The following is a 15766-nucleotide window of genomic DNA, read 5'->3' as shown; positions in this document are numbered from 1 at the left end:
GAGTTCTGCGTTGGGGTCTGAAAATTTACCTTGGCGTCTGATTTTCAGGACAGGGACCAGTCAGAACTGCCTGTCAGGGATGTGGCGGCGGGTTGGCTCAGGAGAGCTTCGATTTCTGTATGGGGCATCGGTTTGGCAAAGTAATACCCCTGCAAAACATCGCAGCGACTGCGCTTCAGGAAATCCACCTGGGACGCCATTTCCACGCCTTCGGCGACCACCGTCAGGCGCAGGTGATGGGCCATGGAAATAATGCCTTTGGTGCACGCTGCATCATGATGGTCGGTGGCGATTTCCTGGATGAACGAGCGGTCGACCTTGATCTTGTCAATGGGTAAACGCTTGAGGTAGCTGAGGCTGGAAAAACCGGTTCCGAAATCATCAAGCGCAATGCGCACCAACGCCTTGAGCCGGTGCAACGTGTCAATCGCCTGCTCAGCGTTATGCAACAGCAGCGACGCGGTGATCTCCAGCTCCAACTGCTCACCACGCAGACCATGTTTCCCCAGGGTAGCCTGGACACACTGGACGAAATAGCCACGCTGAAAATGCATCGGTGAAATATTCACCGCCATCGAGATACCCGTGATGCCCTGCTCGCTTAGCTGACGAAGCTCCGCGCATGCCTTATCGAGCACCCAAAGGCTCAGCGGGATAATCTGACCACTGTCCTCAGCCACCGGCACAAACTCCGCGGGTGAGATAAATCCATTTTCCGGATGTTCCCAGCGCAGCAACGCTTCGATCCCGACCACCCGCCCCGTGCGCGCGCCTATCTGTGGTTGGTAATGCAGCTGCAACGACTGAGTTTCGATTGCCTTTTGCAGGTCATTACGCAGGCTCGCGTGCGCGCAAACACGCTGATTAAGATCGCTGCTGTACCACTGAAAGCTGTTGCGCCCTTGCTGCTTGGCTTTGTACAGGGCCATGTCAGCCTGCTGGATCAGTTGCATCGGTTGCTCGATGTGACCATTGCTCAGGGTGATGCCGACATTTGCACTCACCCGCAGGTCAATGCCCTGGATACAGTAGGGTCTGGCAATGCTGGCCATCAGGTGCTCGGCCACCGGCACAACGTCCTCATCACGAAGCAGGTCCGGCAGCAGCACGATAAATTCGTCACCACCCATGCGCACGATGGTGTCATCAGGACGAACCTGCTGGGTCATGCGCTGCGCCAACTCAATCAGCACCTGATCGTCGAAATAGTGACCGATCGAAGCGTTGAGGGATTTGAATCCATCCAGGTCAATGCACATTACCGCCAGACGAAGCTGAGGCTGACGACTGATGTGACAATCCAGAACAAGCCGCTCTTCAAGCGAAACACGGTTAAGCAAACCGGTCAGCCGGTCATGGCTGGCGTTGAAGCTCAATTGTCGCTCGAATTGTTTCTGCTCGCTGATGCCCCGGGCAATGCCAAATACCCCGACGATCTCTCCGTGGACCATGATCGGCAGGTTAGAGATGTCCATGGTCAACAGTTTTTCACTCTCGTCGAAAACCCGTGCCTCGAAGCGTTGAGGTTCTCCTTCGCGCGCTGCGGAAAAATGCTGACCGACCCGTTCCAGGTCCTCTTCGAGCACCAGATGGGAAAAGTGATGACCAATGAAATTGGTTGCAGTGTTCGGTTTTAGCTTGTGGCCTGCTGGGTTCACACTCTGGATGTTGCCAGCCAGATCAGGGGCGAACACCGGGTTGGGGTTGTAGGTGAACAACGACCAAAACGTTGCTCGCTTTCCTCCAGACGTTGGCCATCACGCTCATGGCGGATCGCAATGACTGCCAGATGGGCCGCGCAGACCAGTCGTTGAATCTGCGCCTCCACCGGCGCATGGACGCGGTTGTGGTACAGGGCAAATGTACCCAACACGTTTCCTTGATGGGAGAGCAAAGGCACCGACCAGCAGGAACGCAGGTTATGCCCCAACGCCAGGTCGCGAAAACGCTCCCAGTTAGGGTCTCGGGCGATGTCTTCGGTGACCACAAGCTCGCCGGAATGCTGCGGTACCGCAGGTTCCTTCCTCTGGACCAATGGCCATACCGTGAACCGCCTCGCTGTATTCGAGCGGCAGGCCGGGCGCCGCGCCGCTCAGCAAGCGTTTGCCCTCGGCATCGGTCAGCAGAATAGAGCAGAAGGTTTCGGGGGCCTGTGCGTCGAGCATCTGGCAGTTGGCGCAGAGTATTTCGCCCAGATGCCGGTCGGTCGCGATCATGCCGAGAATGTCACGTTGCGACTCGGGCAATGCCTAGCTGTGGAAGCCAGGAGGAGCATTCATGGTGGTTCCTGAAGACTCTCGAGGTCGTCCGGTCTTCAGAGAGCCAGTAATAGTAGGCGGCCGATCACTGTCCACTAGTGCGTCGGACGCGCACTCTATAGAGCACCGACCAGCTAGAAAAGGTTCAGATCCAACATAAAAACAGTATCAGATTGCCGCCGTTGGCTGACTTCGCTTCTAGACTCGCTCGACCTAGGGAAACTCCGAACAAGTTGCCCCGAGCACGCAGTGAACTGTGCTTTGACGCCGAAATGCCCATTTTTCCAGCCGCCAATCAGTGCAAAACCAGGGCTTTGCCCTCGTTCTTACCCGCTACAGACGTATCTCTCCCGCAGTGTTCAATAACTGCCGGCGCGCCATCCACAGATTCGACAGCGCAAACAACGTCGTCAGTTGCGCCGTATTCTTGGCCACGCCGCGAAAGCGAGTTCTCACATAGCCAAACTGGCGCTTGATCACTCGGAACGGATGCTCCACTTTCGCGCGTACCTGCGCCTTGACCTTTTCGATCTTGCGCTTGGCTTAGTAGAGCACGCGCGTTGGCCCAAGTGCTTGTAGGTGCGGCGTCGCGCAGCGATCTGCCAGATCACCGGTCGCCCTTCATGCTCCGGTCTTTTCTCAACGCCGGTATAGCCCGCATCGGCACAGGCGACGTTCTCTGCGCCATGCAGTAGATGTGAAACTTCCGTTACGGCGGCCACGTTCGCGGCGGTGCCGTGGACGTGATGCACCAGACCCGACTCAGCGTCGGCTCCGATATGCGCTTTCATGCCGAAGAAGTATTGGTTGCCCTTCTTCGTCTGGTGCATTTCCGGATCGCGCTTGCCTTCTTTGTTCTTGGTCGAGCTGGGCGCGTGGATGATGGTGGCATCGACAATCGTACCCTGGCGTAGAGACAGACCGACCTTTGTCTTGCAGGTAGTTGATGATGGTTTCCAGAATCTCTGCCGCGAGTTGATGCTTCTCCAGCAGATGCCGGAAATTCATAATCGTCGTGTCTTCGGGGGTCGGGGCGCTGAGCGTCAGCCGCGCAAACTGGCGCATCGACGTTATCTCGTACAGCGCTTCCTCCATGGCTGGATCGCTCAGTGAAAGCCAGTTCTGCAGCAGGTGAATGCGCAGCATGCTTTCCAAGGGATAGGGTTTACGACCACCACCGGCCTTCGGATAGTGCGGCTCAATCAACGCGACCAATCCGCTCCACGGCACGACTTGCTCGATCTCGGCCAGGAAACGCTCACGACGGGCCTGCTTACGCTCACCGGCGTACTCGAAATCGGAGAAGCTCATCTGACTCATGGGCAAGGCTTACTGGGGTAGCTGAACGAAGGTCTATTTCAGCACAGGTCGGATGGCCTGTGCTGACTCGATCGGAGAATCCTTAGGAAAGCGCCGAGCAGCTATCTGCTCGTGTAAGCCAGCTCTCGATCTAAGGATATGCCCGGAATGTTCGCTATGGCATTAGCGGTCAGTCATAAAGCTGCATTCGCTCTTGGGCCATGCGAAAAATTGGTCAGATCAAATGCAATTGCCTAGTCACGTCCGATGCAAACAGGTGGTCAAGTGACTGCAATTACGCAGCGGCCGCTGTAACCGTTTTCCGCACCACAGGGGTCTTCGGCGTAGGCCAGCAAGTCATGCTGGTCGCGGCAGAGGGCGATGGCTTCCTTCAGCGACCTGACACCATTCGGATCGAGGGTAATACGAGCATCCGGGAAGCGCTCGGAAAGCGCGGTTACCGCCTCGATTCCCTCGGCACCGCGCAGCACCCTACCTTTGAGTTTGAAGTCCTTGAAACCGTAGCGCTCGTAGGCTGCCTCGGCCAGTCCTGATACAAGTGATACGTGACCGGAGCGCTTAGCATATGGACCCACTGGCCCCCTCCTGAATGCCACTAACAGCGTGCCCTCATGGTCCAGCGCACAACAGTGCAAGCTTGCATTTGTGAGTGGGATGCAGAGGGCGCACTGCCGAGATCAACACGATGTTGGTACCAGTCCAAATCCATCACGTCAAAATCTGTCGCGATGAAGTCTTGTACAGTGAACGAACCAACGCTGCCACGGTCTTCACTTTTGGATCCATTATTGATCTGTGGAAACCGGCTCGCTCGACAGGGGCCCAGACAAGAAGCCCTCGCCAGCGATTCTAGGACGAACGCAGCAGGAGGCTGTGTGCCATGATCTCGCTCAGAAGCTCCTACCACCCCATTGACGCCGCGATTCTCTGGTGTGACCTCTCCGACCACGAAGATGAAATTCTTCATGTGGACATCTCGCAGCCAGGTAGCCTACGAAAGCATTTCCCACAGTGGCCCCGTCTGCACGACCACGTTGAGTGCATCTACGACGCCATTCTCAGCGGCGATTTGCCCGCGACCTATCTGGGCCAGCCAATTACTGCGGATAGTCACATTTACCGGGTGTACTACTCCGTTCGGCGCGCCGATCTCCTAGTCTGGTTCGTGCGCTGCCTCCCCGATCAGAAACCTGCCTTTCTGTTTTCCCAAAACGTTGATCACTCAGAATGCGTCAGCCTGGATGCGCATTTGGCGAAGCAAGCCAAGCTCGACTTTGCCCTTAATACGCTTGAGCGATTGCAACAAACCTATGCTGCCGCCGCTGAAGAAATGGCATTGCTCTCAACGCTCAACGACAAGCTGAAAGCGCGACTGGAGTCGCTTGGTATGCCCTCAGAGACCTCTGTAGCCGTGCACACCAGGCTGGTCGGCGCGATGCTCGAGACCACGCTCGGGAAAAACCAAAACGGCAAGCAGCAGTCGATCTATTCCAGCCAGGCAGCGTTGGTACAAGCTATTCTGCTGCGCTTTCCCGGTGTGGATGGTCTGAGTAAAAGTACCATTGATCGGCGATTTGCGGACGCGCGCCGGCTTATAGCCCAGATAAAACGGGGCTGAGGCCGCATTGTCAGGCAATGCCCGGCATTGCCTGACAATGTTTTTCATCCTGTTCCGACCTTCACTGACAGTCACTTCCCACCACGCGCCACCCGGCGCTAAGGAGTGACATCATGCAATCCACAAGCCCTGCCCCTCTGTCAGCCGATCGCCACATCATGCGCCGTGATGAAGTGGAGCAAAAAACCGGTTTCAAGCGGTCGCACATCTACCACCTGATGAAGGCTGGCCAGTTCCCGCAATGCCGGCGCATCGGCACCCGCGCTGTCGGTTGGGATTCTCTGGAAATCGAACAGTGGGTTCAGGACCGACTGTCCAGGGGGGACTAACTCATGGACGTCCTCTCGCTGATCTCGACCAAGGGCGGCGCGGGCAAGACCACCGTCGCCGCCAACCTCGGCGGCGTGCTCGCCGATGCCGGCCTTCGCGTTCTGCTGCTGGACCTGGACAGCCAACCGACGCTGTCCAGCTACTACACCGTGAGCGAAGCACGTGTGGCAGGAAGCTACGAACTTATCGCCCAGCGGCTCACGGCACCTGATCAGGTGATCTCTGCCACTGTGATCCAGCACCTGGACCTGATCGTCTCCAACGACCGCGCCGGGCACATCAGCACCCTGCTGCTGCACGCGGCCGATGGCCGTCTACGCCTGCGCAACCTGCTGCCTGCCTTCGAGGATCACTACGACATGATGATCATCGACACCCAGGGCGCACGCAGCGTAGTCGTGGAGATGGTCATCCTCGCTTCCGCTTGCGCGCTGTGCCCGGTCCCGCCGGAAATGCTCGCCGCACGAGAACTGCGCAGGGGTACGCTGGGTCTGTTCGAAGAGTTGGAACCCTACCGCTACCTGGGCGTTGACTTGCCATCAGTAAAGCTGCTTCTCAACCAGGTCAATGCCAACCGCCGCGAAACGCGCTTGATCATGCAGAGCCTCCAAGCCTCTTTTCAGGAAGACCCTCATGTCAGCGTCTGCCGCACGGTGATCCCCGATCGTGTGGCTTATCCGAATGCCGCTTCGCTCGGCCTGCCTGTGCACCGGGTAGAGCCAGTTCCAGCGCCCGGCAGCCGCAGCCTTTGCGCCGCAGAAGTGATGCGCCGCCTGGCCATCGAGCTATTCCCGCAATGGGCTAAGCAGATCGCCGCGCGTGCGCCGGGCATTCCGACTGCTGCTGGGCACCAACTGCTCCGTCGCGTCTGATCGGAGGATGAGTGATGAAGCCACCAACCTCCGAAGACATCACGCGTCAGCTGCAACAGGCGCACTTTCCGCAGAAACACGATCGCGATCTCGCCATGGCCACCGTTGGCGATACCCCGATGGTGGTCACTCTCGAGCAACTGCAGCCCTACGAGCTCAACCCGCGTGTGGTGCGCAACCCGCTGTATGACGACATCAAAGCCTCAATCCGCGAGCGTGGTCTGGATCAGTCACCTGCGATCACCCGGCGTCCTAATGAGCGGCACTTCATCATCCGCAACGGCGGTAACACGCGTCTTAGCATCCTCGGTGAGCTGTGGCAGGAAACGCGCGAAGAGCGGTTTTTCCGTATCCATTGCCTGTTCCGCCCTTGGCAGTCGGAGTCACATGCCTTGCTCGGGCACCTGGCCGAGAGTGACTTGCACGGCCAGTTGACGTTTATCGAACGGGCCCTCGCAGTGGCGAAGCTTCAGGGCATGTTTGAGCCCGGCGATACCCACCTCACCCAGCGCGAGCTCGCGGCGCGCTTGAGTGAGGGTGGCTATCCCATCTCGCAGTCACACATCAGCCGCATGTTCGACGCGCTCGAGCACCTGCTCCCTGCCATCCCGCAGATGCTGTACGCGGGCCTAGGCAAATCTGCCATCGCGCGCCTCATCAGTTTGCGACGGCGAGCGGAGTCGATTTGGAATCGATACTTCGGTGCCCCCGAGCAGTTCCCGCTGTTGTGGTTCGAGGTTCTGTCAGCGTTCGACGGTGAAAAACCGGAACTGGATTCGGGTGAGCTGCAGGATGACTTGATTGCCAGAATGGCGGTGAGCCTAGAGCAAACACCTCGTCTGTTGGCTCTGGAGATGCATCAGGAGCAACGCCCTTCGCTCCCCCCTGCCGACAGCACTCTTACCCCTCAGTCCACTCCAGCGGGTGAGCTTGCAAAGTCCTCGCCTTCACCTGTACATCCGCCAGAAGCGCCGACTGCGGTACCCAAACCCGAACCGACAAAAGCTGATGCAGGCCTCTCGGCGCAGCAAGCACCACGCCTGCCCGATATTCGCCAGGCGTTGGGGGACGAACCATTACCGGAAAAGCTTCTGGAAGAGGTCGAGGAAGTTGCGAGGTCAATCGTGACGGCGCCATCAGGCGCAGCATCACTGGAAAAGATCAGCGCCTTGCGCGCGAGCTGCGCGTCCTTGGCCGCCGAGCTTGCCGTTTACGCAGACGCTGACGACATGGTCAACGCGCTCGCAGATGACCTCGGCTTCACGCTTTCAATGGTGCATGGCGAGAAAATCAGCCCGCGGCACACTGGTATCCAGCTGTTGCTTTCTGCCCTGCTGCGCCTGCAGGACGACGTGACCTGGAAGGAACGCCAGCAGTTGCCGGCCGCGCTGTTTGGTCAGCTGCTGATCGGCGTCTACGACCTGCCCTTCACCGACCGCCCAGCCCTGACGGTGGGCCTTGAGCGCCTTCCTGATGCCCAGCTGGAGCAGCTGTTCTTGCTGATCCGTCACGCCCGGCAGTTGATCGAACTGACGCTGTCGTCCACTCGATAACGTGAGGAGCGACCTCATGAGCACGACTTTCAATCTGTTGAACCATGCCATGTTGAATCAGGTGCTGCATGAGCTGCGCCATGGCCGTCTGCAGCGCTGTAAGGCCCTGGGCCTGGACGACGAGAACATCGAGGTGCTGCAGTCGCTGCCGCCGACCACCTTGTCCCACCTGGCGCACTCATCGATCGCCTGGGTAGAAGTGAAGGTCGACATCACCGTGTTACGACGGCTGATCGTGCAGGCCGAGCGCGACGAGCAGAACGAGCGGTTGATCAACCGGGCGCTCAAGTTGGGCGCGAGCTCCAACATCATGTACCGCTGCTTCGGCCTGGACCATTCGGAAACCGCGCTGCGCCGCCGTGTGCTGAAAATCGAGACGCACCGCGGTCGGCCGGTCCAGCTCAGTGAAGCGCAGGAACATGCGGTGTGGAATCGCTGGAGCCAGTTGCGCGCGGAGGATCCGGACAACGATCCGTTGGACACGATGATGATGCTGGCCGAGGAACAACAGATCAGCCTGACCTTGGTCTGGCAACAGGTCGAACTGTACGGAGGAACTCCATGCTGAGCTTTTACGAGGTCGACTGGCAGGACGTGGTGCGCCAGTGCTACGACGCCCTTCGGCGGCGAAATGAGTGGTACGCAGCCCATGGCAAACTGGCGGTCTCCGCCGAGGAGCCCGCGGTACGAACGATCTATTACGGTGACAACGACCCGCTGCCGCAGACCTTGTTGCTGGACCGGCGGCTGACGCCACTGGAACGTAACACCTGGCAGGTGCTGCGCTGGCTGATCACCGAACGTAAGGTCAAGACGCCACGCTACCAGGACCTGCAGCCCTACCTGGCGACCAGTCCCTGCGGCGCCCAAGCGTCTCGCGAAACCATCGCCCGGGCACTCAATTTCCCGCGCACCACCCGCTGGCTCAGCTTGGTGGAGCGCACACGCGATGCCAACGGCTGCCTACGTGGTTGCGTCTACGTGCTGCACGGAGATCCGCTGACCGCAGCCGAGCAGCTGGAATTGGACAGCGGCTACGCCGCGCTGCTGAAACAGAACCTCACTCATGCCACCAAAGGGGTCCGAGACGTGGCCCAGCATGTGATCGCGGAAATCCAGGCCGACCCGCAAGTCGCTCAAGTCGACAAGGACAGGCTCGGCTCGCTGCCGCCGGTCCAACAGCAACCGCTGCCGCTGATGAGCGAAGCAGCAGCCCCAACGAATTCCGAACCAGGCGCAGTCGACCCCGTTCGGAATTCCCCGATGGGAACAACAAATCCCGAACCCTGCGGCAATGCAGCGGATTTGCCTGCGGTTCGGAATGTCGATGCTGGCCGTACAGTACAGAAAGACCAAAGCAAAAAAAGTACGGTACTGGGGCAGGTGGAGTTTAGTCGAGCGCGATGGCCCGAAGATTTACCGCTGACCCCGAACGAGCGGCGCATGGCCTCCCAGGCGATGCGTCAGCTCGAGCCGGAACAGCAACAAGCGGTAATCAACGAAGCGGCGGTGCGCTGCGCTCGCGGTGAGATCCGAAAACCCATCGCCTATCTGATGGGCTTGATCAAGCGCGCCTGCCAGGGCGAGTTCACCCTGTGGGCCGCGCGTGGCGAGGAAGAAAAAACCTTAAACCCTGCTTCACGCCCAGCCAAGCCAGCGTCAGGGGAGCCGCCTCGCGAACGACCTAAGCGCGGCGGTCAGCGCACCGCGTCGCCACTTGCCCTCTCCTGCCTGGAGGAACTGAAACAACGCTGCCGAGGGATCACTGCAGCTACATAGGGCTGGAACCCGGTGGACCTAATGTCGATGCCATCGTTTCCAGGGAAGTCCACCCTCGGGAAAATACGAGCAATCCACCTTCAGGTAGATCCGCATCGCCAGCCAAGGATCGGTCCATCGTCGGTGTCATTCCGACGGCGAGGTACTGGCGATGGTCGATCACTACCAACTCAACCTGGGCTCCCTGCGCAGCAGCATCACCCTCACTCTACACACCCACCATGCGGCACGGCTGTGGCAGGGGCGCAGCGGTCGCGACGGGGTACATCCGATCCTGGGCATGCCCGGTTACATCAGCGTCACCAACCTGCTCAAACACGCCAGCAGCCAGTGTGATCCCTATGCGGACTGGTTCATGCTGCAACTGGAGGAAAAGCTGCTGCAGGCCAGGTTGGACATGGCCACGCTGACGCAGCAAATGAGCCGAGTTGAACGGGCTCTGCCCACGCAAGTCGATGTCGGCGACAACCTCAACATCCACCCCGTCACCCTGCCGCTGTTCATTGGCAGCCAGCTGGGCTTTCTCGCGATCTACCTGCTCACCGACTACGACACCCTGGTCCGGCGGGTGCTGCTTGCCCACCACACGGCGCTGATCGGCCGGGGCGACATGGAGTCCTGGATCGATGGCGGCGCCCATCTGCTGCGCAGCCTGTTCGGCCTGGCGCAGCGCTACCGCCTGGCCGGGGTAAGTCGGGACGACATGGCCGCCAACAATGCCCGTGCCCGCGAAGCCATCGACAAGTTCGGCATCCTGCCACAGGACATTCTCGAAGGGACGCGCCGCTCCCAGTTCGCCCCGCCAATCGCCCGCAGTAACGTGCGCTCCGAGATCGAAGGCCCGAATCCGCCGGCAGCCGATGAGCAGCCCACACCGGATACCGCGAACGACGGGGGTGAGGCATGACCCTGGCCGAAGCCATTGCCCGGCGTTTGTCAGCCGATGCCTATCGCGAGTTTGCACAAGGTGCCTCCCTAAAAGGCCTTTTAAAGCCTTTTAAGGGTAAGGGGGAGCTGCAGCAGTTCGCCGAGACGATCCTGCGCCTGCGCACCCAGGTCGCCGAGCTGATGGCGGTGATGCTGGCGATCATGGCCCAGCCACCCTTCTCGTTGCTGGACCTGCGCCTGGTCGTCCAGCACAGCGCGACGGGCACTGATTTCCTGCGCTGGCGCAGCCCGGATTTTCTGCGCATGGGCGTGCAGGTGTGGCAGGAAGCGGTGGTTCAGCCGCGTCTGCACCCTGAGCTGCGGCAGGCGCTGTATCAGCTGGAGACCAACCGTGTGGTGCTGAACCTGCAGATGAGCAGCCTGCAGTCTCTGTATCGCCACGCCATCACTGGTGCCAGCAAGCTCGAGGCCGCCGAGCTCGCCCTAACCCGTTCCCCCACCGAGGAGTAACCCGCATGAGTACTTTGTTTGTTGGTGAAGGCAACATCGGCAGCGTTCCGGAGTATCAGGAGTTCAACACCAACCCGGATGAGCCGCGGCGCCTGCTGCGGCTGAATGTCTATTTCGACAACCCAGTACCGCGCGAAGGCGGCTACGAGGATCGCGGCGGCTATTGGGCACCCGTGGAGCTCTGGAACCGCGACGCCGAACACTGGGCCACGCTCTACCAGAAAGGCATGCGCGTCCTGGTTGAAGGGCGCACGGTCAAGGAGGAATGGGAAGACAGCGAGGACAATGCGCGCGTGACGTTCAAGGTGGAGGCGCGGCGCATCGGTATTCTGCCGCACCGCCTGGCCTCGGTGACCATGCGCGAGAAAGCCAGCGACAACGCCAGCACTTCGCGCAAAGGGGGAGGCAAGAAAGCGCCACGCAAGTCCGGGTAAGTGCGTGGTATTCAGTGGAATCGCCGCCTGCAGCGCGATGTCACTGGAACCATGCAGACAGCTCAGCGGGCAACACTGGGGGCTGCCGTTTGATTCACTCTTGCCGGGCGCTCTTGCGCCGCTCATGCTCCAGCATTTGCTTCACTTCCGCCAAATACTGGTCCAGGGCAAGGAACGCCCGCCAGTGCAGCGGACTCTCCTGAACCCATGCAATCAGCCGGGCGCGAGCCTGCTCCTTGTCCGGTTCCAGATGGGTGGCCATAAACAGCTCATAGGCCTTGATCGCTAGCGCATCTGCCTCACTCTGGTGGGATCCGTGCAAGTTTGTTGCCTCCGTGGTGACGGTCGAGTCATCCATCTTATTTTTGGTGATACGCCTCGTAAGGTTGTTAGTCAACCCTCTGAGTCGTTCATATCTTTGGGGTGCTGTTCGACCATATAGGTCGAATTGGAGAGCGCCCCCATTGTCCGTCAAAGAGCCTAGTCCACATCACATTGGTCGCCAGTTGGCGAAGTATCGTCGTGCCCGGCACTTGACCCAGGCGCAGGTCGGCGAGTACCTGCAGATCTCCGGCGAAGCGGTGTCGCGCCTGGAGCGAGGCTTCGTTGAGCTCTCGGTCTCCAAGCTGCTGCAATTGGCCGACTTGTACGGCTGCCCCGCCGATGAATTGCTGCTCGCTATCAGCCCTCGGCCGCAGGACCTGGGCGTGCAGATCAACTCGATCATCAAGGAGCTCGATGAGGCGGATAAGCAATTCGCCCTGGAGTCTCTGAAAGCGCTGGCGAGCCACCTTGCGCAACGCAAGTAATGCCACTCCGCCGATATGAACTCGGCACCTTCGGATTTACCCTGGCGTTCCGCGATCAACCCCCCACCCTGTCGGTACCCACCGAGAGGGCCCACGTATGCGCCTGTTCATCTGCGAGAAACCCTCCCAAGCCCGCGACATCGCCCGAGTGCTGCAGGCCAGCAATCGCGGTGATGGCTGCCTGAAGGGTCAGTACGTCACCGTCACCTGGTGCGTCGGCCATCTGCTGGAGACCGCTCCGCCTGAAACCTATGGCGATTACAAGCGCTGGTCGCTGGACGATCTGCCAATCATTCCCAGCCGCTGGCAACTGGTGGCCAAGCCCAAGGTCGCCAGTCAGCTCAGGGTGATCAGCCAACTGCTGCGCACTTGCAGCGAGGTGGTCATCGCCACCGACGCCGACCGCGAAGGCGAGATGATCGCCCGGGAAATTCTCGATCGCTGTCAGTACCAGGGGCCGATTTTGCGTCTATGGTTATCCGCGCTGGATGAGGCGTCGATCCGCCGAGCCTTGGATGCCTTGCGTCCGGGAGAGCAGACCTTGCCGCTGTACCACTGTGCCCTCGCCCGTTCCCGTGCTGATTGGCTGGTCGGCATCAACCTGAGCCGACTGTTCACCCTGCTCGGCCGCCGCGCCGGTTTCGATGGACTGCTGCCGGTGGGGCGTGTGCAAACCCCAACCTTGCGCCTAGTCGTCGAGCGCGACCGGGCGATCGCCAGCTTTGTGCCGCAGCCATTCTGGACCGTCGATGCACACCTGGAGCAGGACGGGGTCCGTTTTCACGCGCGCTGGCAGCCCCCGACCGCGGCCAGCGATGCGGTTGGACGCTGTATCGACGAAACCGCTGCGAAACAGACGGTCAGGCGCCTAACTCAAGCCGGCAGCGCGCAGATCGACAGTGTCGAAGTCGAGCACGTGCGCGAAGGCCCGCCGCTACCGTTCGACCTGGGCACGTTGCAGGAGATCTGCTCGGCCAAGCTCGGACTGGGTGCACAGGAGACCCTGGCCACCGCCCAGGCCCTGTATGAAACCCACAAGGCAACGACTTACCCGAGGACCGATTGCGGCTACCTGCCGGAGAGCATGCTCGATGAAGTGCCGCGCGTGCTCCACACCTTGGCCGCCGCTGCGCCATCGCTGGGGGCAGTTCTGAAAGAGGTGGACCCCAGCCGCCGCTCCCGTGCCTGGAACAGCAGCAAGATCACCGCGCACCACGGCATTATTCCCACCGCCGTCACGCTGGATCTGGCGCAGCTCTCCGAACGCGAGCGGGCGGTTTACACACTGATTCGCGCACGCTACCTCGCGCAGTTCATGCCCGAGCACGAGTACCTGAACACCCAGGCACTGCTGCACAGCCAGGCGGACCAACTGATGGCGCGCGGCAAGCAGATCCTGGTCCGCGGCTGGAAGGCAGTGATCAACGAGGCCGACGGCACCGAGCCGGCCGAACAGGCCCAGCGCTTGCCAACGTTGCGTGAATCCGCGACGGTGGCGCTGATCGACGCCACGCTCAACGCACAGCGCACACAACCGCCCAAGGCCTACACCGAAGGCACCTTGGTCAAAGCGATGAAAACCATCGCCAATCAGGTGGCCGAACCCCGGCTCAAGCAGAAGCTCAAGGACAGCTGCGGGCTCGGTACCGAGGCCACCCGCGCGGCCATCATCCAAGGCCTGATCGATCACGGTTACCTAACCAAGAAAAAGCGCAGCCTGGCTGCCTCACCGGCAGCGCATACCTTGATCGAAGCGGTGCCACCAGAGGTCGCCGACCCGGTCATGACCGCTTTGTGGGAGCAGGCGCTGGACCGCATTGAGTCGGGCCAACTGAGCGTCGAGACCTTTCTCGCCAAACAGGCAGAATGGCTGACTCGACTGGTGCGCAGTAACGCCACGCTCACCCTGCGCCCGCCCCCCAGCAAGGGGCTCTTCTGCCCGGTGTGCCGCAGCACCATGCGCCAGCGCAAAGGTCGCACCGGCAGCTTCTGGTCTTGCATCCGCTACCCCGAGTGCAAGGGCACCAAACCGGTGGCGAAATCCAAGCGATCGAAGAGCACGTGACTTGACGGCACACCACAGCACTGGTGTAGTGATCTGGCCCCTCGCCGCTTGGCGACCAAGACCGACTCGCTCCGGGCAGCTCGGTCAGACTCCTAGAGTTCGGAGCCACACTTCAGTCCATCTGCGGATGACTTTTCAGCGTTCCAAGTCTCCCAGGTGGATGACCCCTGCGGCTTGTACCAGGCCTCAGGGGTCATCCGCTTCGGCGACGATGCTCAGCTCCGGTGCCCGCCGGCGAAACACTGGGCACCTTTTGTGCGCGGATGCGTGCCAGTTGATTCCGACCCAGGCCACGACAAGGGTCGGTTGATCCAGGTGGATCGGCAGTGGAGCTCTGCGACGGACTCCGGTGCCACATCGCCGGGTCAAGGGTGGTCCAACTCTTCCTAGCCTGATGACCGTCGGGCTTTTTTTTCGCCCCCGACAATCCACCGAAAGCCATCCGATTCCGTCCGCTCAGACCGCCTGAAGACCACGGTTGACGGGCCTTTCGCGGCGTTTTATAGATGAGCTGCACACCGCTGTCGTTGACAGCACCCAGGTAGCCAGGACCTTCAAGGCTACGCCCGTTTCGGGTGGTTCTCCCCCAAAGTGCGACTCGCGCTCGGCAGCTCGCACGGTCACCGTCCCATCGGTGATGAGCGCCCTCTCGACCGATCATGTGTTTGCACCTCCCCTTGCGGAACTCACCAGCCGCCAGGGCCGGTGGATGTCCGCGTTCTGCTGAACAGGAGCTCCATCATGACTACTGCAAGCAATAACGCCCCCACCACCTACTTCAACCTGCACACCCAAGGCATCGGTTACCTGAACCGAGTTCGCGAAGTCCCGGTTCGCCGCGGCCAAGCGTTCATGGCCTGTGACATCGCTGCCTTGCACGGTGCCTCGGACGACGTCGAGTACACCCGCTTCGACTGCAAGGTCGCCAGCGGTGAAGCCGACCGGCTGATCCGTGAACACCTGGAAGACGTCCGCGCGGAACGCAAGGTCCTCATCGCGTTTCGCATCGGCGACCTCTGGGTCGATCCGTTCATGTACGAGAAAGGCGAACGCAAGGGGCAACCCGGCGCCAGCCTCAAAGGCCGACTGATCTTCATCGAGTGGATCAAAGTTGATGGCCAATTCAGCTACCGTGCGCCAGCTCGGACCGACGCCGCCGCCTCTGAGGCTGCTGAATCAGCAGAGTCGGAACAGGTGGACGGTGACGCTGACCAAGGCCAGCCAACTCCACCCGCTGCACGCAAATCCACCGCCGCACGTCAGTCTGCTTGAGGCAGGTTGACCGCACGCAGCAGGCGCTCTCATGAGCGCCTGTTGTTCAATCACGTCG

Annotated in this window: 13 protein-coding genes and 3 pseudogenes; 12 read left to right on the top strand and 4 right to left on the bottom strand. The window is 60.5% G+C overall.

Annotated features, from left to right (window positions below; all coding sequences use genetic code 11):
- Positions 1–44 precede the first annotated feature (44 nt).
- From DMX12_RS01440 to DMX12_RS01430, 3 pseudogenes are all read right to left on the bottom strand, one after another.
- Positions 45–2246: pseudogene (locus DMX12_RS01440) on the bottom strand (putative bifunctional diguanylate cyclase/phosphodiesterase).
- A 345-nt stretch (positions 2247–2591) separates the two neighbouring features.
- Positions 2592–3578 (bottom strand): annotated as a pseudogene (locus tag DMX12_RS01435) (IS5 family transposase).
- A gap of 269 nt (positions 3579–3847) precedes the next feature.
- Positions 3848–4105, bottom strand: a pseudogene (locus DMX12_RS01430) (enolase C-terminal domain-like protein); the annotation flags it as partial.
- A 353-nt stretch (positions 4106–4458) separates the two neighbouring features.
- On the opposite strand from DMX12_RS01430, the gene DMX12_RS01425 reads away from it, so the two are divergent.
- The 9 genes from DMX12_RS01425 to DMX12_RS01385 all read left to right on the top strand — a co-directional run bounded on the left by DMX12_RS01425 (position 4459) and on the right by DMX12_RS01385 (position 11562).
- Positions 4459–5196 (top strand): hypothetical protein, encoded by a 738-nt coding sequence (locus DMX12_RS01425; RefSeq protein ID WP_110675845.1) that lies wholly within the window; start codon positions 4459–4461, stop codon positions 5194–5196.
- A 113-nt stretch (positions 5197–5309) separates the two neighbouring features.
- Positions 5310–5525 carry an AlpA family transcriptional regulator gene (locus DMX12_RS01420; protein WP_110675843.1) on the top strand — a complete coding sequence of 72 codons (216 nt, stop codon included), beginning with the start codon at positions 5310–5312 and terminating at the stop codon, positions 5523–5525.
- A 3-nt stretch (positions 5526–5528) separates the two neighbouring features.
- A complete protein-coding gene (locus tag DMX12_RS01415) occupies positions 5529–6398 on the top strand; it encodes a ParA family protein (protein WP_110675840.1) in 870 nt (289 codons plus the stop codon).
- A gap of 14 nt (positions 6399–6412) precedes the next feature.
- Positions 6413–7951, top strand: a complete 1539-nt coding sequence (locus DMX12_RS01410) for a ParB family protein (protein ID WP_110675839.1) — start codon at positions 6413–6415, stop codon at positions 7949–7951.
- 16 nt (positions 7952–7967) lie between these two features.
- Positions 7968–8519, top strand: coding sequence for a DUF2857 domain-containing protein (locus tag DMX12_RS01405; RefSeq protein ID WP_110675837.1), 552 nt, complete (start codon positions 7968–7970; stop codon positions 8517–8519).
- Positions 8513–9730, top strand: a complete 1218-nt coding sequence (locus DMX12_RS01400; RefSeq protein WP_110675835.1) for an STY4528 family pathogenicity island replication protein — start codon at positions 8513–8515, stop codon at positions 9728–9730. The genes DMX12_RS01405 and DMX12_RS01400 overlap by 7 nt, the downstream gene beginning before the upstream one ends.
- 151 nt (positions 9731–9881) lie before the next feature.
- Positions 9882–10637 carry a PFL_4669 family integrating conjugative element protein gene (locus DMX12_RS01395; RefSeq protein ID WP_110675833.1) on the top strand — a complete coding sequence of 252 codons (756 nt, stop codon included), beginning with the start codon at positions 9882–9884 and terminating at the stop codon, positions 10635–10637.
- Positions 10634–11128 (top strand): DUF3158 family protein, encoded by a 495-nt coding sequence (locus tag DMX12_RS01390; RefSeq protein ID WP_110675831.1) that lies wholly within the window; start codon positions 10634–10636, stop codon positions 11126–11128. Before DMX12_RS01395 ends, DMX12_RS01390 begins: the two co-directional genes overlap by 4 nt.
- Before the next feature lie 5 nt (positions 11129–11133).
- Positions 11134–11562, top strand: coding sequence for a single-stranded DNA-binding protein (locus tag DMX12_RS01385; RefSeq protein WP_064492701.1), 429 nt, complete (start codon positions 11134–11136; stop codon positions 11560–11562).
- 94 nt (positions 11563–11656) lie between these two features.
- On the opposite strand, the gene DMX12_RS01380 is transcribed toward DMX12_RS01385, so the two are convergent.
- The gene (locus tag DMX12_RS01380) at positions 11657–11884 is read right to left on the bottom strand and encodes a hypothetical protein (RefSeq protein ID WP_064492784.1); all 228 of its coding nucleotides are present in this window, start codon (positions 11882–11884) and stop codon (positions 11657–11659) included.
- 142 nt (positions 11885–12026) lie between these two features.
- Here DMX12_RS01380 and DMX12_RS01375 point away from each other — a divergent pair, with 142 nt between their 5' ends.
- The 3 genes from DMX12_RS01375 to DMX12_RS01365 all read left to right on the top strand — a co-directional run bounded on the left by DMX12_RS01375 (position 12027) and on the right by DMX12_RS01365 (position 15708).
- The gene (locus tag DMX12_RS01375; protein ID WP_110675829.1) at positions 12027–12371 is read left to right on the top strand and encodes a helix-turn-helix domain-containing protein; all 345 of its coding nucleotides are present in this window, start codon (positions 12027–12029) and stop codon (positions 12369–12371) included.
- Between the two features lie 97 nt (positions 12372–12468).
- Positions 12469–14436: a DNA topoisomerase III gene (locus tag DMX12_RS01370; protein WP_110675827.1), complete on the top strand. Its 1968-nt coding sequence runs from the start codon at positions 12469–12471 to the stop codon at positions 14434–14436.
- A gap of 741 nt (positions 14437–15177) precedes the next feature.
- Positions 15178–15708 (top strand): STY4534 family ICE replication protein, encoded by a 531-nt coding sequence (locus DMX12_RS01365; RefSeq protein WP_110675825.1) that lies wholly within the window; start codon positions 15178–15180, stop codon positions 15706–15708.
- The last annotated feature ends 58 nt before the right edge of the window (positions 15709–15766 follow it).

This window comes from Pseudomonas sp. MB-090624, assembly GCF_003205245.1.
GTDB lineage: Bacteria > Pseudomonadota > Gammaproteobacteria > Pseudomonadales > Pseudomonadaceae > Aquipseudomonas > Aquipseudomonas juntendi.
This window is presented reverse-complemented; position numbering and strand designations above follow the sequence as displayed.

Bases quoted from the DNA above. Each gene is read 5' to 3' on its own strand.
- DMX12_RS01425 (WP_110675845.1), top strand. From the start codon at position 4,459: ATGATCTCGCTCAGAAGCTCCTACCACCCCATTGACGCCGCGATTCTC.
- DMX12_RS01420 (WP_110675843.1), top strand. From the start codon at position 5,310: ATGCAATCCACAAGCCCTGCCCCTCTGTCAGCCGATCGCCACATCATG.
- DMX12_RS01415 (WP_110675840.1), top strand. From the start codon at position 5,529: ATGGACGTCCTCTCGCTGATCTCGACCAAGGGCGGCGCGGGCAAGACC.
- DMX12_RS01410 (WP_110675839.1), top strand. From the start codon at position 6,413: ATGAAGCCACCAACCTCCGAAGACATCACGCGTCAGCTGCAACAGGCG.
- DMX12_RS01405 (WP_110675837.1), top strand. From the start codon at position 7,968: ATGAGCACGACTTTCAATCTGTTGAACCATGCCATGTTGAATCAGGTG.
- DMX12_RS01400 (WP_110675835.1), top strand. From the start codon at position 8,513: ATGCTGAGCTTTTACGAGGTCGACTGGCAGGACGTGGTGCGCCAGTGC.
- DMX12_RS01395 (WP_110675833.1), top strand. From the start codon at position 9,882: ATGGTCGATCACTACCAACTCAACCTGGGCTCCCTGCGCAGCAGCATC.
- DMX12_RS01390 (WP_110675831.1), top strand. From the start codon at position 10,634: ATGACCCTGGCCGAAGCCATTGCCCGGCGTTTGTCAGCCGATGCCTAT.
- DMX12_RS01385 (WP_064492701.1), top strand. From the start codon at position 11,134: ATGAGTACTTTGTTTGTTGGTGAAGGCAACATCGGCAGCGTTCCGGAG.
- DMX12_RS01370 (WP_110675827.1), top strand. From the start codon at position 12,469: ATGCGCCTGTTCATCTGCGAGAAACCCTCCCAAGCCCGCGACATCGCC.
- DMX12_RS01365 (WP_110675825.1), top strand. From the start codon at position 15,178: ATGACTACTGCAAGCAATAACGCCCCCACCACCTACTTCAACCTGCAC.